The 24,318-nt window shown below is 50.1% G+C and carries 22 protein-coding genes; 7 read left to right on the top strand and 15 right to left on the bottom strand.

Going from position 1 to position 24,318, the window contains the following annotated elements:
• The first annotated feature begins 326 nt into the window (after window positions 1-326).
• The gene (locus AC6B99_RS32190) at window positions 327-902 is read left to right on the top strand and encodes a TetR/AcrR family transcriptional regulator (RefSeq protein WP_496665076.1); all 576 of its coding nucleotides are present in this window, start codon (window positions 327-329) and stop codon (window positions 900-902) included.
• Between the two features lie 94 nt (window positions 903-996).
• Window positions 997-2,820 carry an alpha/beta fold hydrolase gene (locus AC6B99_RS32185; RefSeq protein ID WP_496665075.1) on the top strand — a complete coding sequence of 608 codons (1,824 nt, stop codon included), beginning with the start codon at window positions 997-999 and terminating at the stop codon, window positions 2,818-2,820.
• Between the two features lie 8 nt (window positions 2,821-2,828).
• Here AC6B99_RS32185 and AC6B99_RS32180 read toward each other — a convergent pair whose 3' ends face one another.
• Window positions 2,829-3,464, bottom strand: coding sequence for a DUF2306 domain-containing protein (locus tag AC6B99_RS32180; protein WP_056034867.1), 636 nt, complete (start codon window positions 3,462-3,464; stop codon window positions 2,829-2,831).
• A gap of 145 nt (window positions 3,465-3,609) precedes the next feature.
• On the opposite strand from AC6B99_RS32180, the gene AC6B99_RS32175 reads away from it, so the two are divergent.
• Both AC6B99_RS32175 and AC6B99_RS32170 read left to right on the top strand, forming a co-directional pair.
• A complete protein-coding gene (locus tag AC6B99_RS32175; protein WP_056034870.1) occupies window positions 3,610-4,206 on the top strand; it encodes a TetR/AcrR family transcriptional regulator in 597 nt (198 codons plus the stop codon).
• Between the two features lie 119 nt (window positions 4,207-4,325).
• A complete protein-coding gene (locus tag AC6B99_RS32170; protein ID WP_496665074.1) occupies window positions 4,326-5,348 on the top strand; it encodes an iron chelate uptake ABC transporter family permease subunit in 1,023 nt (340 codons plus the stop codon).
• A 60-nt stretch (window positions 5,349-5,408) separates the two neighbouring features.
• Here the strand turns inward: AC6B99_RS32170 and urtE are convergent, their stop codons facing one another.
• The 6 genes from urtE to AC6B99_RS32140 form a co-directional block, all read right to left on the bottom strand.
• Window positions 5,409-6,122: an urea ABC transporter ATP-binding subunit UrtE gene (gene urtE / locus AC6B99_RS32165; protein WP_496665073.1), complete on the bottom strand. Its 714-nt coding sequence runs from the start codon at window positions 6,120-6,122 to the stop codon at window positions 5,409-5,411.
• Window positions 6,100-6,879, bottom strand: a complete 780-nt coding sequence (gene urtD / locus AC6B99_RS32160; RefSeq protein ID WP_056034878.1) for an urea ABC transporter ATP-binding protein UrtD — start codon at window positions 6,877-6,879, stop codon at window positions 6,100-6,102. The genes urtE and urtD overlap by 23 nt, the downstream gene beginning before the upstream one ends.
• Window positions 6,848-7,933: an urea ABC transporter permease subunit UrtC gene (gene urtC / locus AC6B99_RS32155; RefSeq protein WP_056034881.1), complete on the bottom strand. Its 1,086-nt coding sequence runs from the start codon at window positions 7,931-7,933 to the stop codon at window positions 6,848-6,850. Before urtC ends, urtD begins: the two co-directional genes overlap by 32 nt.
• A gap of 24 nt (window positions 7,934-7,957) precedes the next feature.
• On the bottom strand, window positions 7,958-8,863 hold the full coding sequence (gene urtB / locus AC6B99_RS32150) for an urea ABC transporter permease subunit UrtB (protein ID WP_056034884.1): 906 nt from the start codon (window positions 8,861-8,863) through the stop codon (window positions 7,958-7,960).
• Between the two features lie 110 nt (window positions 8,864-8,973).
• Window positions 8,974-10,236, bottom strand: a complete 1,263-nt coding sequence (urtA, locus tag AC6B99_RS32145; RefSeq protein ID WP_056034886.1) for an urea ABC transporter substrate-binding protein — start codon at window positions 10,234-10,236, stop codon at window positions 8,974-8,976.
• A gap of 484 nt (window positions 10,237-10,720) precedes the next feature.
• Entirely contained in the window at window positions 10,721-12,121 is a 1,401-nt protein-coding gene (locus AC6B99_RS32140) for an MATE family efflux transporter (protein ID WP_496665072.1), read from the bottom strand.
• Window positions 12,122-12,279: 158 nt separating this feature from the next.
• Between AC6B99_RS32140 and AC6B99_RS32135 the strand changes: the two genes are divergently transcribed.
• On the top strand, window positions 12,280-13,164 hold the full coding sequence (locus AC6B99_RS32135) for an AraC family transcriptional regulator (protein WP_056034891.1): 885 nt from the start codon (window positions 12,280-12,282) through the stop codon (window positions 13,162-13,164).
• A gap of 113 nt (window positions 13,165-13,277) precedes the next feature.
• Here the strand turns inward: AC6B99_RS32135 and AC6B99_RS32130 are convergent, their stop codons facing one another.
• The 4 genes from AC6B99_RS32130 to pth all read right to left on the bottom strand — a co-directional run bounded on the left by AC6B99_RS32130 (window position 13,278) and on the right by pth (window position 19,112).
• Window positions 13,278-14,435, bottom strand: coding sequence for a peptidylprolyl isomerase (locus AC6B99_RS32130; RefSeq protein ID WP_496665071.1), 1,158 nt, complete (start codon window positions 14,433-14,435; stop codon window positions 13,278-13,280).
• Between the two features lie 77 nt (window positions 14,436-14,512).
• Window positions 14,513-18,040 carry a transcription-repair coupling factor gene (gene mfd, locus AC6B99_RS32125; protein ID WP_494865474.1) on the bottom strand — a complete coding sequence of 1,176 codons (3,528 nt, stop codon included), beginning with the start codon at window positions 18,038-18,040 and terminating at the stop codon, window positions 14,513-14,515.
• 202 nt (window positions 18,041-18,242) lie between these two features.
• Complete coding sequence (gene fin / locus AC6B99_RS32120; RefSeq protein ID WP_056034901.1) at window positions 18,243-18,476, bottom strand: anti-sigma-F factor Fin; 234 nt, start codon at window positions 18,474-18,476, stop codon at window positions 18,243-18,245.
• A gap of 75 nt (window positions 18,477-18,551) precedes the next feature.
• A complete protein-coding gene (pth, locus tag AC6B99_RS32115; protein ID WP_496665070.1) occupies window positions 18,552-19,112 on the bottom strand; it encodes an aminoacyl-tRNA hydrolase in 561 nt (186 codons plus the stop codon).
• A 374-nt stretch (window positions 19,113-19,486) separates the two neighbouring features.
• Between pth and AC6B99_RS32110 the strand changes: the two genes are divergently transcribed.
• Complete coding sequence (locus AC6B99_RS32110) at window positions 19,487-20,629, top strand: WG repeat-containing protein (protein WP_494882926.1); 1,143 nt, start codon at window positions 19,487-19,489, stop codon at window positions 20,627-20,629.
• Here AC6B99_RS32110 and AC6B99_RS32105 read toward each other — a convergent pair.
• On the bottom strand, window positions 20,626-21,540 hold the full coding sequence (locus AC6B99_RS32105; RefSeq protein WP_496665069.1) for a metallophosphoesterase family protein: 915 nt from the start codon (window positions 21,538-21,540) through the stop codon (window positions 20,626-20,628). The two genes, AC6B99_RS32110 and AC6B99_RS32105, sit on opposite strands and share 4 nt — an antisense overlap.
• Between AC6B99_RS32105 and AC6B99_RS32100 the strand changes: the two genes are divergently transcribed.
• Window positions 21,539-21,673, top strand: a complete 135-nt coding sequence (locus AC6B99_RS32100) for a hypothetical protein (protein WP_496665068.1) — start codon at window positions 21,539-21,541, stop codon at window positions 21,671-21,673. The genes AC6B99_RS32105 and AC6B99_RS32100 overlap by 2 nt on opposite strands.
• A gap of 22 nt (window positions 21,674-21,695) precedes the next feature.
• On the opposite strand, the gene AC6B99_RS32095 is transcribed toward AC6B99_RS32100, so the two are convergent.
• Genes AC6B99_RS32095 through AC6B99_RS32085 form a run of 3 tightly spaced genes read right to left on the bottom strand, consistent with a single transcriptional unit; the run spans window position 21,696 to window position 24,297 of the window.
• Complete coding sequence (locus AC6B99_RS32095; protein WP_046234480.1) at window positions 21,696-22,040, bottom strand: DMT family transporter; 345 nt, start codon at window positions 22,038-22,040, stop codon at window positions 21,696-21,698.
• Window positions 22,041-22,047: 7 nt separating this feature from the next.
• Window positions 22,048-22,935 carry an HAD family hydrolase gene (locus AC6B99_RS32090; RefSeq protein WP_496665067.1) on the bottom strand — a complete coding sequence of 296 codons (888 nt, stop codon included), beginning with the start codon at window positions 22,933-22,935 and terminating at the stop codon, window positions 22,048-22,050.
• A 3-nt stretch (window positions 22,936-22,938) separates the two neighbouring features.
• On the bottom strand, window positions 22,939-24,297 hold the full coding sequence (locus AC6B99_RS32085) for an ABC transporter substrate-binding protein (protein ID WP_496665066.1): 1,359 nt from the start codon (window positions 24,295-24,297) through the stop codon (window positions 22,939-22,941).
• Window positions 24,298-24,318: the final 21 nt, after the last annotated feature.

The following is a 24,318-nucleotide window of genomic DNA, read 5'->3' as shown; positions in this document are numbered from 1 at the left end:
TCTGGAAGGAAGCAGGCACCTCAGGGAAAGCAATTGCCTGGATAGCAGCCTCAGCGGCCCCTACGGGAGAAATAAATGTTACGAGTGCGATAATGGCAGAAAGCGAAAAAATAGTCATCCTTCTAATAGATAGCATCATATCGAATCCCTCCAGTTAACAACAATGCAGTCATTATTGTATTATATTATCTCATATGTATATATTTAACAAGAGATTTTATAAGGGTAACTGGCATTCATTTTATGATAATGTGATAGGTTCTATTGAAGCAGTCTGCGCATGTGCAAGCATTGACAAAATAATTTTAGTGCTATACAGTACTAGTATGAAAACAAAACAATCCAACCGCGAGATTGCCTTGCACACGGCCCAACAGTTATTTTTGAGCAAAGGTTATTTGGTTACGAGCATGGATGACATCGTTGCTGCCAGCAAAGTGTCCAAAACGAATATCTATTATTATTTCAAAAGCAAAGAAGAGCTGCTGTCCGCCATCATTGATCGGATGATCAGCCAATATGAAAGCTTATTCCAGCACATTGGGAGGCAGACTGACGTCCCTGTACTTGTACGTCTGGATAAACTAGTCCAGCTATTGACCGAGCAGGATGCACGCTGCCTTGGCGGCTGCCCATTTCTAACCCTCTATACGCAGGCACCGCTGGAGAATGGCCCTTTCCGCGAGCAGTTCCGCCGTTTTTTCCAAAGCCAGCTTTCCTTTATCGAGCATTTGCTGCACGAGGGGATAGCGCTTAAGGAGCTCAAGTCCGACTTACCAGTCGAACCAACCGCCGCGCTCATGCTGTCTACGATTGAAGGAGCTTTATTTTTGCAGCATGCCAGCGAGAATCCAAATACCGTTCAACATGCGTTTCATGCTTTAGCAGCCTTGCTAAAGTAATTTTTTTGAACATTTTAGTACTAAATAGTACTATTTCTTGAGAAGATAATTACCTCTTAACTAATAAAATGATCGATACAAAAGGAGCAAGCACATGGCACATTTATTTGTTACGGGCGGTACAGGATTTATTGGACAACGATTGATACAGACACTTGCACAAACCAAGCAGCACATAACCGTTCTCGTTCGTTCTTTAAGCAGATATGAGCAGCTTTTGGACAAGCTGGACCTTCAGCAGCATAACGAGTACATCAAACCGGTATGCGGTGATTTGACGCAGCCTTTATTAGGTTTGAATGAAGAGGATTTGGCACGAGTGAAAACAGCAGAAGTCATTATTCATGCGGGAGGCCCTATGGATATCAGACTGAGCGACGAGCAGGCAAAACAAGTGTTTTTACAAGCCTCGCAGCATATGGCTGATATAGCCTCACTTATTCATGCGGAGACGACGCTGCGCCATTTTATCCATTTGGTCGGCTTTAAAAGCCCCTTTCGCAATGAGGATCTATCGCAAAAAGAGCAGGCTATTGCGTCTCTCAACCATGAGCCGCCTTACGAACAAGCCAAGTTCCTTGCAGACCTGCACATGCGGGAGCAAAGTACAAAGCAAGGCTATCCCCTGTCCGTCGTTCACCCCGGCGTCGTCATTGGCGATTCCGCAACAGGAGAGACGGAGCAGCTCGGCGGTCTAGGTCTGTTAGTTGATGCTGCACGCCGAAAGTTGATGGCGCTTGTGCCGGGAGGCGAGAAATATTGGCTGCCCCTGTTCCATCTCGATCACGCCGCAGCCTTTATCGCCGCACTTGCCCAAGAAGAGCAGCCCATCAGCCAAACGTATTATTTGCTGCAAGCAAAGGAAGACAACCCTAATATGAGGCAGCTTATTACAACGATGGCAGAGGAGCTTCGCGTAGCAAAACCCATTGGTTCTCTGCCTCTTAGCTTCTTATCCAAGGTGCTTGGAAGCCCGCTGGGCAGCAAGCTAGGCATTCCCCAAGAATCGCTGAGCTTTGTCGTAGACGATTCTTATTCGCTCGATTCAGCCCGACATATCCAACAAAAATATGCGCTGGACTACAGGGTAACGCCGTCCGCTCTGCGCCATACGATCACTGACCTCGATTTTCGCCTCTCGCATTCAGTGACGGCACATAAAGGCTACAAGCAGAGCAAGTTAGGCAATATGACTGCACTGCACAATAACAATAACAGCGGAAATCCGATTATTTTCATACCTGGCACCTTTAGCGGAGCGGATTGCCTGATTCCTCTGGCTAATCATTTTCAGAATGCCAACGTATGGCTCCCTGACCTCCCCGGGTTGGGCAGAAGCCCTTATCACCACAACTCCCATGTAATTGACGGCCACGTGGAGAGTTTTATAGAATCCATCGAAGCAATGGATACTCCCGTTACCTTAATCGGGCATTCTTACGGAGCGCTCCTCGCTGCCAAAGTCATGGAGCGCCTGCCGGAGCGAATTCAAGTGCTCGGACTGCTGCAGCCCGTTTTTCATCCGGCACCGTCCATGTATAAACAGCGCTGGCTTACAGAAATGGCGCTCTCACGCATGAGTGAGGCTGCGCTGGTGAAGTCGCTGATCAAGCAAAGCTGCTTCGAATCAGAGGCACAAATTCCAGCTGAATATATCCGTTATGTGCAGGAGGAGCTGCGCTCACCGCGGGTAAGAAAAACACTTGCCGAGCTATTGCGCGAACTGACACGCCCGCAAAGCTTTCAGCTATCGCCGGAGCAGTGGGATGAGAAGAAGGTGCATATTTTATGGGGAGAGAAGGAGCGGAATTATGAACTGCCTGATCGTTACCGCCATTTGAAGCTGAGCAGCCTTCCTTATGGGCATCATTTTCCGATTTCTCATCCAGAGCAAACTGCCCAGCTGCTGTTGCAATAGCTCCTGCATTAGGCAGGCCTACGTCTATAAATAAATTGAATAACCAACTCTGCAATTAGAAGGTTCAAGACAATAGATCCATAGACGCCGATCGTATAGCTGGTGACGTAATCCAAGCCAAACCCTTGCTGCGATACAAATGTAAGGCTATGAATGAACATGTTTGTAAAGCAAAAAACATAGCTTCTTACCATCCATTTGCGATGCTTGACCACCTGCTTCTTTCTAATTTGAACAATTGCCGCAATTGTCATCGCTGTCCATGCCATATTGATTATATTGAAGGGAATGCTGTTGATTTTCCCGCCTGTCGTATAAGGGGCCATATAGCCTGAGCTAAGGACGACAACAAGAACGGCAATCAAATACACATAGCCATTGACACGGTGAAGCTTTCTAAAGCGGGCTAATACTTTTCCTGAAAAATTGACTGCCCCGGATACCATCGCAAGGCTTGCGAACACAATATGCACATACATGACAATCAGCCAGGCGGCCGCATTGGTCGGGCGTTTCGTTTTATGCTCCAAGAAGGCGGTCGCCTGTGGGTCATAGAAGAAATTTTGATAAACGACGTAACCGATGTAAATCACTGCTGCGGCAACCATTAAGGAATATAAGGACCTGCTTGATAGAGACTTCATAAGCTATTTCTCCTCCTCTTAAAAACCGAACCGTTCGGTATTTTTATTGTAGCTCATTCGCTTCTTTGTTTCATCTGCAAAATGTTACAATACTTAGACAACCATGAAACGAGAGCTGTAACTATAGAGAGGAGATTGACCGCCCATGCGTAAAGGAGAAAAAACACGACGTCATATTATTATAAAATCGGCGGAGCTTTTTAATCAAAAGGGAATTACGGGATCGTCGATCCAGGATATTATTGAGGCAACTGGCGTAACGAAAGGCGGTATCTATCGGAGCTTTAGCAGCAAGGATGAAATTGCTCTTGAAGCTTTTGCCTATGCGGGAGAAGTGCTGCAAGAGCATTTCGAGAAGGCCGTGGGAAGTGCAGAAACAGCACTCGGCAAAATCATGGCGCTTTGCCATATTTACAGTGATACAGTCAACAATACTCCAATAAAGGGCGGCTGCCCGTTTATTATTAGTGCAGTCGAAAGCGATCACGCTTTTCCTGCTCTTCGCGGACATACGATTGCCGCTTTTGAAGGCTCGCTTGCCATGTTACAGGAGATTTTGAAGCTAGGCATAGCCAGAGGCGAATTTCGGGCGGATTGCGATTTAGAATCAACCGCCTCCTTTATCTTCTCCTCCCTTGAAGGAGGCATTATGGTCAGCCGGCTCACACAGGATAATAAATATGTGAATTATTCTATAGATAATATAGAAACATTTTTAAAGGCCACAATCGCCGTTTCTTAATTGAAAAATAGATTTGCCAGCGGTCGCCATACTAAGGTGATGAACAGTCCGGTTAAAATTTCCCTGCTATATTTCCGATATAAAGGAAAATAGATTTTTTCAGGAAGGACTACTGCTTCATGACAACACGTACGAAAGTGAACCCGCTGTTTGTCTCTGCCTTGTTTATTTTAGGGCCTATTCTGGTGATTGCTTGTTTTGCTTGGTCTTTGTCTACGGGGCCCATGGGGTTTACACTTAATGACTTTAAACAAGTTATTCTTGTAAAATATTGGGAGGCCGATGCGTACGTGGTATTGACGACATTGCGGCTCCCTAATACCATAGCCATTGCATTAGCAGGAGCAGCACTGGCCTGTTCCGCAGCTATGCTTCAAGGGCTGACACGCAATCGTCTGGCTGCACCCACATCTTTTGGACTGACAGAAATGGCAAGCCTCTCCTTACTCGTTACTTGGTCTAGCATAACTAGTATGCAAAATTCAATTAGCGTTTCTACTCTTACAGTAGCAACCACTATGGTAGGTTGTATACTAGGCTACATCCTTCTATACGCCGTTGTTCGTTTACTAAAAATTTCTACGTCCTCCATCCAGCTTATTTTTGCTGGCGCCTTCATTGGAACAGCCGCTCACTTTATCTTGGCGCTGCTTTATATGCTTAACCGATTTAGCGAGGAAGCCACTATCTCTTCCATTCGGGGGCATGGCATTTTCAAAGGAGAGTCATATACTCTGGCTTTTGTAATTATTGCTGCCCTAATTGCCGCCACCTTGATGTCCAGCCTTATTTCCAAACACTATAATAATGAGAGAAGCGCTGGAGTTATTGTTCACATCCTGTCCACTGTAATCATTACCATTATGACTGGCATTGCCGTATGGTTTGTTGGTCCCGTAGCATGTGTAGGATTTGCATCATCAGTCTTACTAAGTAAATGGTGTGGAAATAATTACAGCATTATTATTCCAGGCTCAGCTATAATCGGAGCCATTATCTTATTACTTGCAAATATATTCAGCAAATCTCTCTCCCCCATTTTCGAAATGCCGCTTGCCCAATTCACCAACGTGTTTGCCATTCCCTTATTTATTGTTATGCTATGGAGTTATTATCGCAAAAAGAAAGCCTTACTCTTCTAAAGGCTCCTGCCTAGAGTAAGACTTTCATTTTTCTCTTGTTATCTGCTTTGAAGCGGGGCATTAAACCGTCAAATACTTTTTGATTACGTCGTCGCTCAACTGCGCGAGTGTTCCTTCCCATGCGATAGCGCCCTTTTCTAATATATAAAAATAATCGCCCACGCTTTTTACAAAGTCGAGGCTTTGTTCAACGAGCAAAATCGCCGTCTGGCCATCCGCCTTAATGGAACGAATGACCTCGCGGATATCATCCACGATGGAGGGCTGAATCCCCTCGCAAGGCTCATCGAGCAGCAGCTGCGAAGGCTGCGAAGCGAGCGCTCTGGCGAAAGCGAGCTGCTGCTGCTGCCCGCCGCTGAGATCACCGCCGCGCCGCGCATACATTTCCGGCAGCACCGGGAATTTCGCAATGGCATCAGGCGGGATCATATTCGCCTGCCCGCGCCCGCGCCTCTCCCGCGGCGCAGCCTCCAAGCCGATAAGAATATTTTCGTATACGGTGAGCTGTCCGAAAATCTCTCTGCCCTGCGGCACATATCCCATGCCGCTCTTCGCCCTTCTGCCCGGTGCGCGCTTCGTCAGATCTACGCCGTTGTAAGCTACTGTTCCATGGCGTGCTTTCAGCAGCCCCATAATGCTTTTCATTAACGTCGTTTTGCCGACGCCGTTACGCCCGAGCAGGCACACAACCTCGCCTGCCTCCACCTTTAACGATACATCGCGCAAAATAATGCTTTCTCCATAACCCGCTTCAAGCTGTTGAACGGCTAACATCCGCATCCCGCCTTTTTCCCAAGTACACCTCCGCTACCCGGTCATCCCGCTGCACATCCTCCATCGTGCCTTCCTTGAGCAGCTTGCCCTCGTGCATAACGGTCACCTTGCTTGCAAAGCTGCGCACAAATTCCATATCATGCTCAACGACAACGATGGAGCGTTCACGCGCAATTTCCTGAAGCAGCTCCCCCGTCTTATCCGTCTCCTTATCGGTCATGCCGGCCACCGGCTCGTCGAGCAGCAAAATATCCGGCTCCTGCAGCAGCATCATGCCGATTTCCAGCCACTGCTTCTCGCCATGCGACAGCCCGCCAGCACGGCTATCTTCTTGATCTGCCAGCCCGATCATCTCCAGCTGCCGCTTCATCCGTTTCTGTTCTCCAGCCTGAAGCCTTGCAAACAGAGTAGCGAACACCCCGCGCCGCTGGCGCAGCGCGATCTCCAAATTTTCCAGCACCGTCATGGAGGGGAAAATAGATGGGGCCTGAAACTTGCGGCCGATGCCCAGCTCCGCAATTTGATGCTCTTTTTTTCGCGTAATGTCGATATCGCCATTGAATGTGACCTGCCCCTTTGATGGCCGCACCTTGCCGCAGATCACATCGAGCATCGTCGTTTTGCCCGCGCCGTTCGGACCGATTAGGAAGCGCAGCTCTCCTTTTGCCAAGGTGAGACTCATGCCCTGGATGGCTTTAAAACCGTCAAACTCTACCGTCACATCATTACACTGCAGGATACTCAATGGTTGGCTCATTTTTCGTCACCCTCCGCTTTTTGCCGAGCTTGATTTTGCCAAGCAGTCCCGTTAAGCCATTCGGCAGGAATACAACAACGATGACAAACATCGCACCGAGAAAATAAGTCCAGCCTTCGGGGTAAGAGGTGCTGAATTCGCTTTTTGCCCAATTGAGCAATACAGCGCCCAGCGCCGCCCCAATTAAAGTGCCGCGCCCGCCAATGGCCACCCACAGCACCATTTCAATGGAGGGCACGATGCCCATCATGGAAGGCGAAATAATGCCAACATGGAGCACAAACAGCATACCCGCGATACCCGCAAATGCGGCAGATAAAGTGAAAATAGCCATTTGGTACATCGCGGGATTATAACCGATGAAGCGCACGCGGTTTTCCCCGTCGCGAATGGCGCGAAGCACCTTGCCGAAGCGGCTGCCGACAACGTAGCGGCAAGCTACAAAAACAGCAATCAGCACCAGCACCGTAACAAAATATAAAATCCGCTTCGTATCAGGGGAGGCGAGCGAAGCGCCCAATATTTTTCCAAACCCCGTCACGCCATTCGTCCCGCCCGTAAAAGCCTGCTGCCCGACGAGCAGCGTCGTCGTAATAATAACCAACGCCTGCGTCAAAATCGTGAAATAAACGCCACGAATTCGATTGCGGAAGGTGAAAAAGCCGAGAAATAGCGCCAGGAGCGCGGGCATTATTATGCCCATCGCTACCGCAAAGCCAAAGCTGCTGAACGGCTGCCAGAACAGTGGCAGCTCCTTAAGCCCGCTCCAGCCCATGAAATCCGGCAGCTTACCGCCGCTCGCCTCCAGCTTCAAGTACATCGCCATCGCATACGCGCCAATTCCAAAAAAGATGCCATGGCCGAGGCTGAGAATGCCTGTATAGCCCCAAATCAAGTCCAGTCCTAGCGCCACAATAGCAAAAGCAAGAAATTTTGCGAGCAGATTGAGGCGGAAATCACTTAAAAACATCGGCGCCGAGAACAACGCCGCGGCCGCAGCCGCATAACCTGCCAAAATCCACAATCGCTGGGGTGATAACCTTCGCTGTTCCATTTTCACCCGTCACCCCTTTCCCTATTAATCAAGCGAGCGTGTACGCATTGCCACAAATCCGGAAGGACGCCATTGCAGGAACGCCACTATGCATAGGAACACCAGCACCTTGCCAAGCGATGCATTCGTCCAATATTCAAACATTGTATTAAATACGCCGATCCCGAGTGCGCCAAGCACCGTACCAACCAGCTTGCCGACACCGCCAAGCACGACGACCATGAACGCATCAACAATATAATAGGTGCCCAGAGAAGGGCCGATTGGCCCCATCAGCGTTAAGGCACAGCCCGCAATTCCTGCGATACCTGAGCCAATCGCGAAGGTCATTGCATCTACGCGGCGGGTCGATACGCCAAGGCACGCCGCCATATCGCGATTTTGCATAACGGCACGCATGCGTCGCCCTTCAAGGCTGCGGTAAATATAGAAGTACATGGCGATCAGACAGGCCGCGACCAAGCCGACAATGAACAGCCTTTTGTAAGGAAGCACGACATCGTTCAATATGCGCATGCCGCCATTCAGCCATGAAGGGCTGGTCACCGCCACATTGGGAGCGCCAAATATGGACCGTGCTAGCTGCTGAAGTACAAGGCCTACGCCCCAGGTTGCCAGCAAGCTGTCAAGCGGCCTGCCATACAGATGGCGAATCAGGCTGACTTCCAGCAAAAGGCCAAACAAGAATGCAATCAGGAAGCTCGCCGGAATTGATAAAACAAAATACCAGTTGAACCAGGAGCCCGGCATATAGGCGTGAAACAGATTTTGCGTCAAATAGGTGGAATAAGCGCCAATCATAATCAGCTCACCGTGGGCCATATTAATGACCTTCATTAAGCCGAACGTAATGGCCAGCCCCAGTGCGATCAGCAGCAAAATCGAGCTTACACTAATGCCATTGAACAGCTGCAAAATAAATACGTCCATTCCGCTCTTCACCTCCTGCGATGGCTTGCGCTATCGCCATTATCCCGCTGCTGTTATAGGCATTTCAAGCCCAAGGGGCGTTCCGAAAGCATGAGCCGAGCCTAAGCTTCCTACTCAGATGGCTGTATGCTTGCAGCCCATTCATAGCTTTTCAAATAGGGGTCTGGCTTCACGGCTTCACCGGAATTCCACAGCTCTTTAAACTGTCCGTCTGCTTGAACCTCGCCAATCCTTACGGTTTTGTAAATATGCTGCGTCTCGCCGTCAATGCGCACCTTGCCTTCTGGCGCATCCCACTCCAGCTCCTTCGCAGCCTCCTTTACTTTGGCAACATCAGTAGAACCCGCCTTCTCTACGGCTGCTTTCCATAAGTACACTGCTGTGTATCCAGCTTCAATCGGGTCAGCCGTCACTCGATCCTCGCCAAATTTCTTCTTATAATTCGCTACAAAAGCCGTATTGGCCGGGGTATCCGTCGTCTGATAGTAGTTCCATGCCGCTAAATGCCCTTCCAGCACATCAACACCGATGCCGCGGATTTCCTCCTCCGCTACCGATACCGACAATGTCGTCAAATCCTTTGCGGAAATGCCTGCATCCTTCAGCTGCTTGAAGAAAGCGACGTTGCTATCGCCGTTCAGCGTGTTAAATACGATGTCCGGCTTTGCTTCTTTGATTTTGCTAATAATGGTGCTGTAATCCGTATGTCCTAGCGGCGTGTATTCCTCACCAACCAGTTCTCCGCCCTTAGCCTTGAGCTGTTCTTTAATAATCAGATTAGCCGTGCGTGGAAATACATAATCTGATCCGAGCAGATACATTTTTTTGCCGCGATTTTCGAGGAGCCAGTCAACAGCTGGCACAATCTGCTGGTTCGTCGTCGCTCCCGTGTAGAAAATGTTCGGCGATGCCTCCAGCCCCTCATATTGCACCGGATACCAGAGCAGTCCATTCAATTCTTCAAATACCGGCTTCATCGCCTTGCGGCTCGAGGAGGTCCAACCCCCGAACACCGTCGCCACCTTATCTTCGGAAATCAGCTTGCGTGCTTTCTCGGCAAAGGTCGGCCAATCCGATGCTCCATCTTCAACGACCGGAATAATTTGCTGGCCCAGTACGCCGCCTGCTGCATTAATTTCTTCAATGGCCATCAGCTCTGCATCTCTTACGGACACTTCACTAATCGCCATCGTACCGCTGAGCGAGTGCAGAATCCCTACTTTAATGCCTTCTGCCGCCGCAGTTCCACTACTTCCCCCCGCGGTTTCCGAAGGTGTGGTTGAGGCTGTCTCTTTATTCCCCCCGCATGCCGACACTACAAGGCTAATAAGCAATAAGATCATTCCCGCTTGAATTACATTTCTGTTTTTCATTTCTCCACTCCCCTAAGTTAAGCATTATTTGTATAAGAGCTATCTAAAAACCGAACGTTAAGAGAAATTATGTATGGATCGTTCGTTCAGAGGCAACGTTCGCAGGTTCATTATAGATTGGCAATTTATCTAATGTCAATATATCTAACACAACTTTTTCTGATTCTATTTCATTCGACAAAAAACTTGTTTTTATGACATAATTATTCAGTCTAAAGATGATTCCAGCGCCTCATTTGCGCATCGCCTCACTCTCCCCTTTATATTAAAGTTATTTTATCTAACATGAAATTAGACTTCCAACTTGCTTTTGCGTAGCGCTATGCCCCTTGATCATTCGCTGCTCTTGTTCTCAAGCACAAAAAAGCAGCTATACGCTTAGCGCATAGCTGCTCTATCTATTGTTTATTGTTACGATTTCCTTTTGTTGCGTCTGTATTTATCATCGCTTAATCTTGAACGGCACTTCAAAGCTCTGAGCCCGTCATGACTTAGCAAGTGCACCCGAACCCGCTGCTAAACCTTGTGCAGCCTTATGCTCCAGTTCATGCTGCCGCTCAGCTTTGAGCAGAAATTTCCTACCCCGCCAGCGCAGCAGAGCAAGTGTGCCCCGAATGTACTCATCCAAAATCATGCAGGCATAAATGCCGAGCAGACCCCAGCCCATCTCGATGCCGACCCAGTAGGCCAGCCCCGTTGCAATGAGCCACATGGAGATTAGCGAGCTCCACATCGTAAACCTTGTGTCACCGACTGCGTTTAGCGCATTTCCCATCGCCATATTGACCATTTTGCCTGGCTGCAAGATTAGGTTAAGTCCTAGCAGAGAGACGCCGAGCGCTATTATTTCATGATTTTGCGTAAATAAACCGAGCAGCTGCTTGCCGAATAAGAAGATAAGCGTGGCATTGACCGTAACGATGGCAAGCCCGATCCACATGGCGCGATACGCTATGCCATAAGCTTCTTTAATTCTTCCCGCTCCATACAAATGAGCAATTTGAATTTGCACTGCCAAAGCAATGGAATAGCCCAGCATAAAGCAAAACGATTCCAGTGTATTTAAATACGTTCGAGCTGCCAGCTCATTCGTGCCGAGCATCGCCAAAAAAGTATAAATAAGCAGCTGCGTAAACACCCAGCAGGACATATTGATGCCAAGCGGCCAACCGATTCTCAGCACATCGCCAAACAGCTTGCGGCTGAATTTTGCAAGATCGCGAATCCGAATCGTATGTTCAAAGGCATGCATGAACATAACAAACAGCACCGTGACGGCGAGCAGACGACAGATGACCGTCGATATCGCTACCCCTTTCAGCCCCCATTCCGGGAAGCCAAAGGCGCCAAAAATAAACGCATAGTTGAGAACCACATGTACAATGTTCATGCCAATGGCTGTATACATCGGTCCCTTTGTATTGCCGGTGTTGCGAATCGCCGTACTAAGCGCCGCCATCAAGGAAATGAGCATCATGCCCCCGCCTACGATGGAAATATAAGTTTCAGCAAGCGGCATTAAATGCTCTGGCAGCTTGAGCAGCGAAGCAATTTGCCCCGGCATCGTATACAGTACGATGCTTAGCCCAATCCCAATTATGCCGCTCACACTGACTGCCATTATCGCAATCGTCCGTGCTTCCTCGCTTTTGCGAGAGCCCAGCTTTTGGGCAATGAGAATGCCGGCTCCACTCGCCACTGTAATAAACAGCGTCGTGAGCGCCTGAAACAGCTGATTGGAGAAGCCGACAACGGCAACCGCCTGATCGGAAATCCGGCTTACCATCAGCGTATCTGCCGCACCTAGCAAAAATTGTAAAAATAATTCAATAAAAATCGGCCATGCCAGCAGCCACAGCGAAAATTTTTTGTTCGTTACTGCCATTTTCCTATCTCCCTCTGGAGCCAGCCTTGCTCGCTCTTCCGCTGCTCTTGTATCATTCGTCATCTCAAATTATAGATGCTATACTGAGCATGATGTATCATTTTCAAAACCGAAACTATTAAGATACAAACTTCACAGCAAGGAGGAAGCACGGCCACATGACGATGATTCATTTGACGATTCCCCCGCTTCCCCATTACATTATAGGCGGCCTCTCCATCGCCCCGGCAGGACGCAGACACCCGAGCAGAAGAAATATTGGCGTGTTCGACCTGCTCGTCGTGACGAAAGGCTGCCTTTATATCGGTGAAGAGGAGCGGGAATATGAGGTGCATGCTGGTCATGCGCTCATTTTGCGGCCCGATGCTTACCATTATGCGACAATGGCATGCCAAGAAACTACAGCTTACTACTGGATTCATTTCCAGACGACCGGAGCATGGAGCGTTTCAGAAAGGCTCGCCGATCAGCAGGCTGGCGGCGGCAGCCTTGAGCGTATACAAAACAATAACTATTACACGATGCCAACCTTTACAAAACAACTCCCGCAATTTGCAAAACTGCTCCAGCCATCCCGCATGGACAGCCTGCTGCGGCAGCTTGTGCAGTTGAATACGAATGATCATATTCCCGGCGTCAAGTGGAAGCAGCAGCTCGCTTTCCAGGAAATTATGGAGCAGCTTTCCGCCTCCTTGGAGGTAACTGGACCTTCTCCCTCCGCGTATTGCGCCGAGCAAGCCGCCTCGTATTTGCGTGAGCACTACCGTGATAACATAACCGCACAGGAGCTAAGCGAGGCCGTTAACTTTCATTCTGTCTACATTGCCAGATGCATGCAAAAAGAGTTCGGCTGCGCGCCCTTCGATTATTTAATGCGCTTCCGCTTGGAGCAGGCCAAGCTGCTTCTGCTTCAAACGGACCTTGCAGTCGCCCGCATTGCCGAGGAGGTCGGCTTCAATCAGCCTGCCTATTTCACCTCCTGCTTCTCGCGTTATGAGGGGCTATCGCCGCGCCAATACCGCCAGCGCTTCTCGCATGGCTAAACGCGTGCGCCAAGCAGGCACAGCAAAAATCCCCATGCCGCCAGCTCGTTAGCTGGACATGGGGATTTTGCGTATCCTATAAGCTTATCGCATGCATGCGCGATAGGCGTTTATTACTTCGCCGCAGGCGATGCGGACGGTTCTACCGACGCGCTAGGCGAAGCCGATGCAGCTGGCGCTTGCGATACCGCAGCATCATCAGTTGCTTTCGCATCATCGCTTGCTGCCGGGGATTGCTCTGCACCTGAGGCAGGAGATTGCTCAGGCAGTGTAATTTTCACTTCTTGATTTTTCATATCTTCGCTCATGAAAGTGCTCATGTGGCTGTAAGCTACAGCGCTCTCTACTGCTTCTTTCGTCGTATCATCAAGCTTGTCATACGTCAGCTCATCGCGTTTCTCAACCAAAATGACATGATAGCCATATTCGGTTTCCACTGGCTCGCCAATTACGCCGATTTTTTGCGTCATAGCTGCATTCTTGAAGTTTTCAACCCAGTCGCCTGGCTTCGCATTTGCATATTGACCACCAGCTTCTTTGGAGCCCGGGTCGTCTGAATAGACCTTAGCAAGAGCCGCCCAGTCGCCGCCCTCATCCAGCTTCGCTTTTACTTCTTTGGCAATTTTCAGTGCTTCTGCTTTCGTGCGAATTTCCTTCGTTTCTTGTGTTTCCGAATCCGTTTCGCTTGTAGCCACTAAAATATGACGAAGGGTCACAGTCGAATATTTAGCAATATTCGTTTCGAACTCTTTCTTAAGCTCTTCGTCGGTCACTTTGGATTTCATGTGATCTACGACAACCAGCATCAGCTTCATGTAGGCTTTTACATCGCTGTTCGTGATTTTTTTTGCTTCCAGCTGCGTTTTCAACTCGGCTTGCTGCTCCAGTGCCGCTTCAAAATCCGCATACTGCTTGTCCGTATCTGTAGTAGCCTGTTTCACGGTTTCTTCGCTTGCTTGAGCCGCCAAGATTTTGTAAGCAATGTACTGCTGCAGCAATTGCTCCTGGAACTGCGGCAGAGCCGTTACGGACTCATACCCTGGCTGCAAGAAATTAAATACCGCCAAATACTTGTTGAATTCAGCCTCTGTTACTTTGCCATTGTCCTTATAAGTAGCAACAGTCGCTCCTTCGCTTGTACCGCTGAACGAGGTACCGTTTCCTTCTTCTTTCTTCGAGCCGCAAGCCGCCAGTACCGTCATGACCAGCACTGCCGCGACTACAAGCAGAGCCAATCTGCGCCATGCCGATTTGCGTGTGTTGTGCAACATTAAGAAATCTCCTCTCAAATCATAAAGTTGATTGTATTGTAACAGATATGTGGACCCTATTGCGAATTTACAGTAAATCAAGGAGCTGTGTCCTGCAGCTCCTCCTTCACAATGCGGGCATCCGCGTAACGCTTCAAAAACTGCTCAAGCAGCAGCAGACGCTGATCCATATCGAGTCCCTTGCCTCGAAGGGTAACTACCGGATTGTCCTCCAGCGAGCTGCCTTGGTGGAACCGATTTTCAAAATGCAGGCACAGCTTGTCGACCTGCTTTCTATCGATCCGCTTCTTCTCGGCGGAGGCAAATCGAACGACGAGTTCATCGTTGCGCTGACTAATCTGCTCAATGCCATACATCGCGCCATAAACCTTCAATTTAGCCACCGTCATCAAATTATCTACCGCCTGCGGCAGGTTGCCGAAACGGTCGATGATTTCCTCGGTCAGATCATCCGCCTCATCGAAGGAGCGTACCGAAGCCACCTTCTTGTAAATCTCAATCTTCTGAATGCTGTCATAAATATAGTCGGATGGCAGGTAGGCATCTACACTGACATCAATGAGCGTGCTGACGACTCTGCTTTCCTGCACAGGGGCGCCATCGAGCTCCGCCTTGCGCTTGCCAATCTCATCGGCAAGCATTTGCGAGTACAAGTCAAAGCCGACCGACGCAATAAAGCCATGCTGCTCTGCACCCAGCAGGTTGCCGGCACCGCGAATGGCAAGGTCGCGCATCGCGATTTTGAAGCCGGAGCCTAGCTCCGTAAACTCTTTAATGGATTGCAGACGTTTCTCTGCCACTTCCGTCAGCACTTTATCTCGCTGGTAGGTGAAATAGGCATAAGCGATCCGATTGGAGCGGCCAACCCGTCCCCGCAGCTGATAAAGCTGCGACAGGCCCATTTTATCCGAATCATGGACAATGAGCGTATTGACGTTCGGAATATCAACGCCCGTCTCAATAATGCTTGTGCTGACCAGCACATCGGATTCGCCGTCGAGGAAGTCGAGTATCGTCTTCTCCAGCTCCTGCTCTGACATTTGCCCATGCCCGACCGCTACCTTCGCATCCGGTACGAGCTCCGAAATCAGCTCCGCCATCTGGTAGATTCCCTGAACGCGATTGTACAAGTAGTAGACTTGGCCGCCACGGGCCAATTCACGCTCAATCGACTCTCTCACAAGAGCAGTGTTATATTCGACCACATAAGTCTGAACCGGGAAACGGTTTTCCGGCGGCGTCTCGATAACCGATAAATCGCGAACGCCCAGCATCGACATATGCAGCGTGCGCGGAATCGGCGTTGCCGTCAGCGTCAGCACATCGACGTTATTTTTCAGCTTCTTGAGCTTCTCTTTGTGCGATACGCCGAACCGCTGCTCTTCATCGACAATCAGCAAACCCAGATCCTTGAACACAATGTCCTGCGACAGCAGCCTGTGCGTGCCAATGACGACATCGACCGTTCCGGCTTTGAGGCCCTTCATCGTATCATTTTGCTCCTTGCGCGAGCGGAAGCGGCTGAGCACTTGAATATTGAATGGATAACCGGAGAAGCGCTCGCGGAACGTCTCATAGTGCTGCTGCGCAAGAATGGTAGTCGGCACGAGAATGGCAACCTGCTTGCCTTCAATTGCCGCCTTAAACGCTGCCCGTACAGCAACCTCCGTCTTGCCATAGCCAACATCGCCGCAAAGCAAACGATCCATTGGCATCGGCTTCTCCATATCCCGCTTGATTTCCTCAATGGCCCGCAGCTGATCCCGCGTCTCATCGTAAGGGAACATTTCCTCAAACTCGTTCTGGTAAGCGGTATCCTGTCCAAAGGCAAAGCCCGGCGCCGATTGGCGCTGCGCATACAGCTTGATCAAGTCATCGGCAATATCCTTAACCGAAGACTGCACCTTGCTTTTCGCCCGCGTCCATTCGCTGCCGCCCAGCTTATTGATCTTCGGCTCTTTTTCCTCATTGCCGACGTATTTCTGGATCATATCGACTTGTTCAATCGGAACAGACAGCTTATCCCCGCCTGCATATACGATGTGCAAATAGTCTTTATGAATGCCCGCGATTTCCAGCGTTCCGATGCCGACATATTTGCCGATGCCGTGGTTCTGATGCACGACATAGTCGCCAACCTTCAGCTCGGTGTAGCTCTTAATCCGCTCGGCATTGTCAATCTTCTTGTCGATACGGCGCGCCTTGCGCTGCTTCTGGGAGAACATTTCTCCTTCTGTGATGACGACCAGATGCGAAGAGGGCAGCTCAAAGCCAGACTGCAGGTTGCCTTCCAGCAGCGTAGGCGGCTCAATATTATAATCGAACAGCACGCGGCGCATGCGCTCCATGCGCTCTGCATTGCCGGCCAGCATGAGCACGTTGGCCCCAATTTTGCGCCATCGGTCCATCTCCGCCTTGAGCACATTCATTTGTCCGTGGAAATTTTGCATCGCCCGGCTCGTCATATTGAGAATATTTTGCGGCTGCGAATGCGGAATTTGCCTTAAAAACAGCGATAAGAACAACGTAGGAAACCGCTTACCATACAAAACTTCCTCCGACTTGCATGCAAGCTCAAAACCTGGCAGCGACTTGCCGTTTTGCAGCAAATGGGTTGCCCATTCTGCCTCATCGCGCTCCAGCTGCTTCGCCGTTTCGATCAAGCGGGTAGGCTCATCCATAATGAGCAGCGTATCTTCCGGCATATAGTCCATAATGGTCTGGCGCTCCGGATACAGCAAGGAAATATATTTATAAATATCGGTGAAATACATATGCTCGCGCAGCTTCTCCAGCTCGCTGCCGATTTCCGAACGAAGGCGCTCCTTCGCCGTACGGTCGGACATTTTGCCAAGCTGCTGCTCCAGCAAGGCTGCCGCATGGCTGGCTGCTGATGCAAAGCGCTCTGCGCTCGCGACAATTTCCTGGCAAGGCGGAACCGTATACGTCTGGATGTTATCCTGCGACCGCTGGTCAGCCGCGTCAAACGTCCGAATGGAATCGACATCATCGCCAAACCATTCAATCCGGAAAGCGGAAGCTTCGGTCAACGGGTAAAAATCGACGATTCCCCCGCGAACGCTCATTTCACCACGGGATTCAACGCGATCTACGCGAACATAGCCAAGTCCCGTCATTTTTCTTAGGAAGCTGTCTATCGGCAGAACATCGCCTACACTAATCGTAATTTTCGCTTCTGCCATAACGCCGCGTACAGGCAAATAGCGCCGCACACCGGAAAAGGGGACGACAACAATCCCGCGGAAGCCTTCGGACAGCTTGATCAGCACGTCCATTCGCTGTGCCAGCGTCTCAGGACTCGAGATCGCCGATTCGGCAGCTACAAGCTCATTGGCGGGATAGAGCAGCACAGTATCCGAAGAGAAGCATTCCTGAAGATCCTCTGCGATTTTCTGCGCTGAAAACATATTATGTGTCACGACTAGCATCGGACGGTCAATCTCTTCTTTCACTGCGGCCATCAGCACTTGTCTGGATGAGCCAGCAAGCCCTGATACCATCTGCTCGCGCATTCCTGAACGGATTCCGGCTATTATGGACTGCACATCCGGATCAGCCGCAAAAGCCTGTATTAACGCTTTCAATCGTCTCGGCACCCCATTTCTATAAACAGACCACTTATAAACTCTTAAATTAATTTCAAGCAAAACCGCCCACCTAAAAAGGTGAGCTCAGCGCTTTGCATGTATGAATCGCTATCATCGAAAAGAAGCCTCAGCCAGCCGCCAAGGCCTTACTATACTTGTGAGCTAAACCTGTTCCAACCACTTCCAAGCCACCTTCAAGCTACTGCAACGGGCTCGCGATCAAGTTCAGCTCAGGATTCGCCTCCAGCGCTTCCCGGCAATAATCGCAAATTACCTTAACCGTCACGTCTCCGTGCTGGTCATACGTAATTATATCGCTGCGCTCTTCAAGGGTCAAGAAATCGAACCCCAGCTGCTGCTCGGTAATTCCGTCCCCGCCTGCAATCGTCCCTATAGGCGTACGGCAGTGTTTGCAAATATAGTTTACAGCCATATGTATGCCTCCTGAAGAATCGTTATACCCTTCAGTATGCCCGGCTTTACCCTATTTTACGCATTTTTCCCCAAGCTAGCGATTAAACTTCGCCATCGTTTCCTCGAACGACGCTTTCAGCGAGAACTCCGCCGCATCGCATGCTTGATCAATCATCGTTTTCAACTGCTCCTGCTCGCTTTTTGGAAAATTGGACAGCACATAGTCGGCAATGTTGCCGCCGGGCTGCGGACGTGTAATCCCCATGCGAATCCGGTCAAATGTCTGTGTGCCCAAATGCGCAATCAGCGATTTAATACCGTTATGCCCGCCTGGCCCGCCTTGGAATCGAAGACGGATACGCCCAACCTCCGTATCGAGATCATCGTAAACGACGAGCCCTTCGGTCACATCGGACTTAAAATAATCGATGAACGAACGCACCGATTCTCCTGATAAATTCATATACGTCATCGGCTTGATCAGCACAATCTTCGTTCCATTCACATTGCCCTCGCCAATCAGCGCCTTGCATTTGCTTTGCGTCACTTGGATGCCCCAACGCCGTGCAAGCTCATCAATAACCATAAATCCAACGTTGTGCCTCGTACCCTGATATTGCGATCCAGGGTTGCCGAGTCCCACAATCCATTTCATAGCGGTCTTTCACTCCTTGCTGTCTCGATCCTTATCGATTGTTATGTTCTCCATTTTACCTTATTTTCCTTCATTGCGGGCAATATATTGCAGCAGATGACCGAAATTATCGATAATGCTGCGCCCCTCTTTTACGAAAAATGTTCCACGTGAAAAAAGCCTGACCGCCAGCGGGATCATCCCAGCGGGCCATCAGGCGTTTCAAAGGTTGATTGCTTAAGCCTATTTAATTCCATTTCGATGAACAAACCTTTCATAAACTAGATCATATCACGCTACTACTGCAACCTAATCCTTCCCAACAACGTCCATAAAACATGGAAAATAATCATTCCATATTCAACCATACTAGCTATAAGAGAGGAAATAGGCCTATGCGATTATTTCGTGCATTATGGATGTTTGCCATCATCACCAGCCTGATTACAGGCACGGTTTCTGCCAGCAGTGCGGATGACACAGTCTCGCAAAAGGAGACGAAACCAGCGGCTGAAGCCCGCAATTATTTGTATTTGATCAAGAAGGATGGCAAATACGGCTACATTAATCAAAGCGGGAAAATCGTCATTAAGCCCGTATACGACGGCGGTTCACGCTCCTTCTCCTTAAAGCCGAATGAACCAGTCCAAGTTACTGACAATAAACAGAAGACGATCATCTATTTTTCGGCTGAAGGAACGAAGCTGTTTGAATGCCCTCAGACGCGCTGCGTTGGCATTATGCAGAACGAGCGGGTCATCTACACAGAGAAAGTTGAGGGAGCAGATGGAAAGCTGCAGAAGAGGTATGGTTATTTGAATGCCCAGGGGGAAAAGGTGACCGAGCCTATTTTTCATAAAGCCCGTGAATTTTCCGAAGGGCTCGCCATCGTGACGATGGGCAAAGGCAGCGGCTACATTAATACAGAGGGCAAGCTCGTCATCCCTTATCAGTTCAGTAGTGCGACTAACTTTTCAGATGGCATGGCCGTAGTCGGATATTTGAAAAAAAGCAAGGATGGCGTGACCATCAAATACGGATTTATTGATAAAACCGGAAAGGTCGTTATTCCTGCGCGCTTCTACTATGCCGATTCGTTTACAGACGGCGCTGCACGCGTGTCTTCTGGAGACACCTACGGTTTTATTAACAAGAGCGGCGAGTTTCTGTTTGAGCCCAATTACACCGCTGTTCAGCCTTTCTCAGAGGGCCTTGCCTACGTGGAACGCAATGGCAAATCCTTTTTCGTCGATAAACAAGGAAAAAGAGCAACCATGAACGTGAGTTCTAGCGGCCCTTTCTCAAACGGACTAGCCCCTGTTCAAGCAGGCTCATCCTTTGGCTATATCAATCCACAAGGTGCTTATGCGATCAAACCTACGGCTGCATATAGCTATGCCGAGCCGTTTCGGGGAGAGCTGGCTGTCGTCGAGCTCCGCGAAAATGCTAAAACGAAGACGCCCGCTATGAAAGCCTACATCAATAAAACAGGCGCAATCGTTTGGAACAATATTGAAGACGAAAAATGGCAGAGCTAGCTTCCTTTTTCACCCGCATGACCGTTATGCACAAAATAGTCCTGGGCTTCCATCCACTGGCGCGCCACAAAATCACGGCCCCGGACACGTACGCCCTGCTCGTATACTTCTATATAATAGCCTTGGCTGCCGGCCTTATGCGCATCCTCATCCATCCACAAATAGGCGACGGACGCTGCGTTGAACATGGTCGCGATCTCGCCTTGCCCATCAAACACCGTATGCGGCGCACCCAGTTCCCAGTGGGTGTGCCCGGTGAATAATATCACCTGCGGCCAGCTGGCCAGCACCGCGCGCAGCTCTTCGTCCTGATTCACGCCGTACCACTCCTGCTCCTCCAGCGAGCCGGCAACTGTATTTTTCAGCGGCTGATGAAGAAATAGGAACACGGGACGCGAATCCCCGCGGTGCTCCTCCAGCTTCTCTGCAAGCCACGCCAGCTGCGTGCTGGACAGCTCCGCATTTTTAGCCGTCTGAAGCTCAGAACCTAGAAAAATAAAATGGCTGCCGCCTATCCAGCGGTCATAATAAACAGCAGTCATCCCTGTAAAATGCTTGAAGCTGCCGAGCTCCTGCCCTTGCTCCCAATCCTTCCAAGTGTCATGGTTGCCGATTGTATACAGCATAGGTGGAAGCTCGCCCTGCTGCTTAACACGCTCGACAATCGCTGAAAACTGCGCATATTCCGCTTCATCTCCATGATCCGTAATATCTCCGGCATGCATAATGCCAGCGCTGCCCGAAGCAGCCGCCAGTTGTTGAATATCCAGCAGCGCCCGCTCAAAATGCTGATTATGCACATGGCTCGGGTCAACCGTAACATGCGTATCCGTAATGACTTGAAAAAACATCAGCGGTTCACCGAAGCTGGGCGCCGTCTCTTTCTCACACCACAAACTAACCTTCTTCATGGTCAAAACTCCTTTTGCTGATGTTGCCGCCTATGCTGTTTTTGCTGTTTTTGCTGTTTTTGCTGTTTTTGCTGTTTTTGCTGTTTTTGCTGTTTTTGCTGCTTTTGTTGCTTTTACTGCCTTACTCCCTTAGCCGCTTCGCTGCTCTAACTCCGTTAATTCCCTCTAACGGCTGCGCCATGCGCGCTAATGCTCATGTTCAGCCCAACTACCCCGATAACGATGACTCCGACCCATAGCAGAGCTGAAAGCGGGATTCGCTCGCCGAACCAGATATATCCCGCTCCTGTAATGAGCGTAATGCCTATGCCTGACCATACCGCATACGCAACGCTTACATGCATATAACGCAGGGCGAAGTTCAGGCACGTAAAGCTGCTTCCATAAAAAATAAACATAGCAATCGACGGAACCACACGCGTAAAGCTCGCCGAAAGTTTCATAGATATTGTTCCTGACAATTCCAGCACAATCGCCAGTGCCAGCCATAGATAACCCAATGTTTACTCACCCTTCAGTATGAGCTTCCTCCACAGCAAGCTGCGAATAGGAAGCAATGATGACATCCGCCGAGGGAAGCACGCTCGCGGCCTGATTCGCTATGCCAATACAAAGTGCCGCTCCTGCCGCCTGCCCCATTCGCATATCGCCATCGGTATCGCCAATAATTGCAATCGACGACGGGGCAACGCCAAGCTTCTGGCAAGCCAGCTCCAGCATATCGGGATACGGCTTGCTGCGCGGTACGAGGTCCGCTCCTACGATGACGGAGAAATGGGGCAGCAGCCCCATCCACTCCAAATGCTCGCGCGCCGCTTCGGTATCATCTGCCGTGACGATGCCGAGTTTCAGCCCCGCTTTCTTGCACTGCTCAATAAAAGGGACAACGCCCACAAGCGGGATGGCTGATTTACGCTTTTTCAGCTCCTTATCAGCCTCTTCCTTGCTTTCCCTGACTAGCTGCATCGACTCGCCCCAGGATAAGCCAAGCTTATAGCCTTGCAAGGCTGCAATGGCATACAAGTCATTCATCGTCCCCATCGCGAGCGGCCCGTTGCGGTCATACGCGCATACATTTCCCGCCGCATCCAGGCTGGTTCCCCAGAGGGAGGGGAATATCCCTTTCGGCAGCAGCAAGCCCTTAGCCGCGAGTCGCGCTGTATAACGGCTCGCCAACAGCTCGCTCCAATTCCCCCACATCGAGACAAAATCAATAATCGTTCCATCTTTATCAAAAAGAATGGCTTCAACGCCGCACGGCTTGCCGCCGTCAACCTTAAGGCCAGCAATGGTAGTCTGCTTCCCTTGAGCTTGCTTCTGGCTTCGCCACTGCTCTTGCTCCAATCCATCTTGTAGGGCTTGTAGGGCTTCTGAACGAGCTGAATGTTCTGCCATCCCTTATTTGCCCTTCAACGCTTTATCCAGCTCACGCTGTGCGGTTTCCTTCGCCTGCTTCAGCGCCTTCTCTGCCGAAATGTTCTCGATTTGCACCTGATCAGCCGCTACGGTCAGCGCATCGTTGATTTTGCCGCCCGTCGGATCAAGGAATGGCTTCGAGCCGTGCGAAGCTTGCTGCAAAGGAATTTTGATTTGCGGATTTGTTTCGCTGAAGGCCTTGAAAGCCGGATCATCCTGCGCGGACAAACGTACGGCAATGTAGCCTGTATTCATCGACCAGGCAGCTGTATTCTCGCTTTTCGTAAAGAACGACAACCATTTAAAGGCCGCTTCCTTCTGCTCATCCTTCGCTTCGGCAGGTACGCCCGCCATAATGGCCTGTGCGACTGGCTTGCCTTCTCCTACCCCTTCCCAGCCGGGCTGCTGCATTGCGCCAACGATGCTGAAATCCAGATCGCCTTGGTCGCCGCTGGAGCCCGTGTAGCCTGCTGCTTGGCCCTTCATGACGTCGTCTATCGTTTTGTACCAGTATTCCCAGCCTTGTCCACCGGAGTGAATCGCCATCGTTTTATCTTCATGCAGCCATTTGCGGAATAAATCCCATGTCTCTATCCATTCCGGTGAATCAAACACGACTGTTTTGCCGTCATCGCTTAAAATTTTACCGCCTTTGCTAAGTGCCGCATCAATCATATTGCCCGAGCCCCACATCGGCTCCCAGCCATAAAAGGTCGTTTTGCCGCCATCCTTCACAGCCATCGTCTCCGCCGCTTTATCCAGGTCTTCCCAAGTCTTAATGTCCTCTGCCTTAATTCCCGCTTTCTCGAACGTGTCCAGACGGTAATACATCACTTGAGTCGTCCCATACATCGGCATAAAATACTGCTTGCCCGCTACTTGCCCTTGCTCCAGAAAGGTTTGAATAAAATCTTCTTTCTTAAAATCCGGAGCAGCCGCGATATAGTCATCTAGCGGTTCAAAATACCCTTTAGCTGCCCAGTCCACATTGGAGGCCAGCACCGCAGCTGGCGGCTGATTGGCGGCAATAGCGGCCTGAAGCTTTTGCTCCGTTTCGCTGTAATCCCCCTGGACAACGCCTTTAACGATAACTTCGCTTTGCGATTCATTGAATTTCTTAATGAGTGCTTCCACATTTTCGCCCAGCTTGCCGCCAAGGCCATACCAAAACTCGATCTGCACCGGCGCTTTCGGCGCCTCCGAAGCTGCTGCCGATTGCTGAGGCGCACTGCTGCTGCTCGCTCCACCCGTCTGCGTGCCTGCCGTCTGTCCACATGCGCTAAGCGTCACCATTGCAAGCGTGAGCGACATCGTGCCCGCCCATTTCATTGTTCTCAACATCGTCCATTCCTCCACTATTTA

It is taken from the genome of Paenibacillus liaoningensis (genome assembly GCF_059609455.1).
The sequence above is the reverse complement of the archived record's forward strand: the minus strand, read 5'-3'. Positions and strand labels throughout refer to the sequence as shown.

Excerpts from the sequence above, each read along its gene's own strand:
- AC6B99_RS32170 (WP_496665074.1), top strand. The coding sequence starts at position 4,326 with ATGACAACACGTACGAAAGTGAACCCGCTGTTTGTCTCTGCCTTGTTT.
- AC6B99_RS32110 (WP_494882926.1), top strand. The coding sequence starts at position 19,487 with ATGCGATTATTTCGTGCATTATGGATGTTTGCCATCATCACCAGCCTG.
- urtC (WP_056034881.1), bottom strand. The coding sequence starts at position 7,933 with ATGGAACAGCGAAGGTTATCACCCCAGCGATTGTGGATTTTGGCAGGT.
- AC6B99_RS32180 (WP_056034867.1), bottom strand. The coding sequence starts at position 3,464 with ATGAAGTCTCTATCAAGCAGGTCCTTATATTCCTTAATGGTTGCCGCA.
- AC6B99_RS32085 (WP_496665066.1), bottom strand. The coding sequence starts at position 24,297 with ATGTTGAGAACAATGAAATGGGCGGGCACGATGTCGCTCACGCTTGCA.
- urtA (WP_056034886.1), bottom strand. The coding sequence starts at position 10,236 with ATGAAAAACAGAAATGTAATTCAAGCGGGAATGATCTTATTGCTTATT.
- AC6B99_RS32185 (WP_496665075.1), top strand. The coding sequence starts at position 997 with ATGGCACATTTATTTGTTACGGGCGGTACAGGATTTATTGGACAACGA.
- AC6B99_RS32175 (WP_056034870.1), top strand. The coding sequence starts at position 3,610 with ATGCGTAAAGGAGAAAAAACACGACGTCATATTATTATAAAATCGGCG.
- AC6B99_RS32140 (WP_496665072.1), bottom strand. The coding sequence starts at position 12,121 with ATGGCAGTAACGAACAAAAAATTTTCGCTGTGGCTGCTGGCATGGCCG.
- fin (WP_056034901.1), bottom strand. The coding sequence starts at position 18,476 with ATGGCTGTAAACTATATTTGCAAACACTGCCGTACGCCTATAGGGACG.
- urtD (WP_056034878.1), bottom strand. The coding sequence starts at position 6,879 with ATGAGCCAACCATTGAGTATCCTGCAGTGTAATGATGTGACGGTAGAG.
- AC6B99_RS32100 (WP_496665068.1), top strand. The coding sequence starts at position 21,539 with ATGGTCAAAACTCCTTTTGCTGATGTTGCCGCCTATGCTGTTTTTGCT.
- pth (WP_496665070.1), bottom strand. The coding sequence starts at position 19,112 with ATGAAATGGATTGTGGGACTCGGCAACCCTGGATCGCAATATCAGGGT.
- AC6B99_RS32105 (WP_496665069.1), bottom strand. The coding sequence starts at position 21,540 with ATGAAGAAGGTTAGTTTGTGGTGTGAGAAAGAGACGGCGCCCAGCTTC.
- urtE (WP_496665073.1), bottom strand. The coding sequence starts at position 6,122 with ATGTTAGCCGTTCAACAGCTTGAAGCGGGTTATGGAGAAAGCATTATT.
- AC6B99_RS32135 (WP_056034891.1), top strand. The coding sequence starts at position 12,280 with ATGACGATGATTCATTTGACGATTCCCCCGCTTCCCCATTACATTATA.
- AC6B99_RS32130 (WP_496665071.1), bottom strand. The coding sequence starts at position 14,435 with ATGTTGCACAACACACGCAAATCGGCATGGCGCAGATTGGCTCTGCTT.
- urtB (WP_056034884.1), bottom strand. The coding sequence starts at position 8,863 with ATGGACGTATTTATTTTGCAGCTGTTCAATGGCATTAGTGTAAGCTCG.
- AC6B99_RS32090 (WP_496665067.1), bottom strand. The coding sequence starts at position 22,935 with ATGGCAGAACATTCAGCTCGTTCAGAAGCCCTACAAGCCCTACAAGAT.
- AC6B99_RS32190 (WP_496665076.1), top strand. The coding sequence starts at position 327 with ATGAAAACAAAACAATCCAACCGCGAGATTGCCTTGCACACGGCCCAA.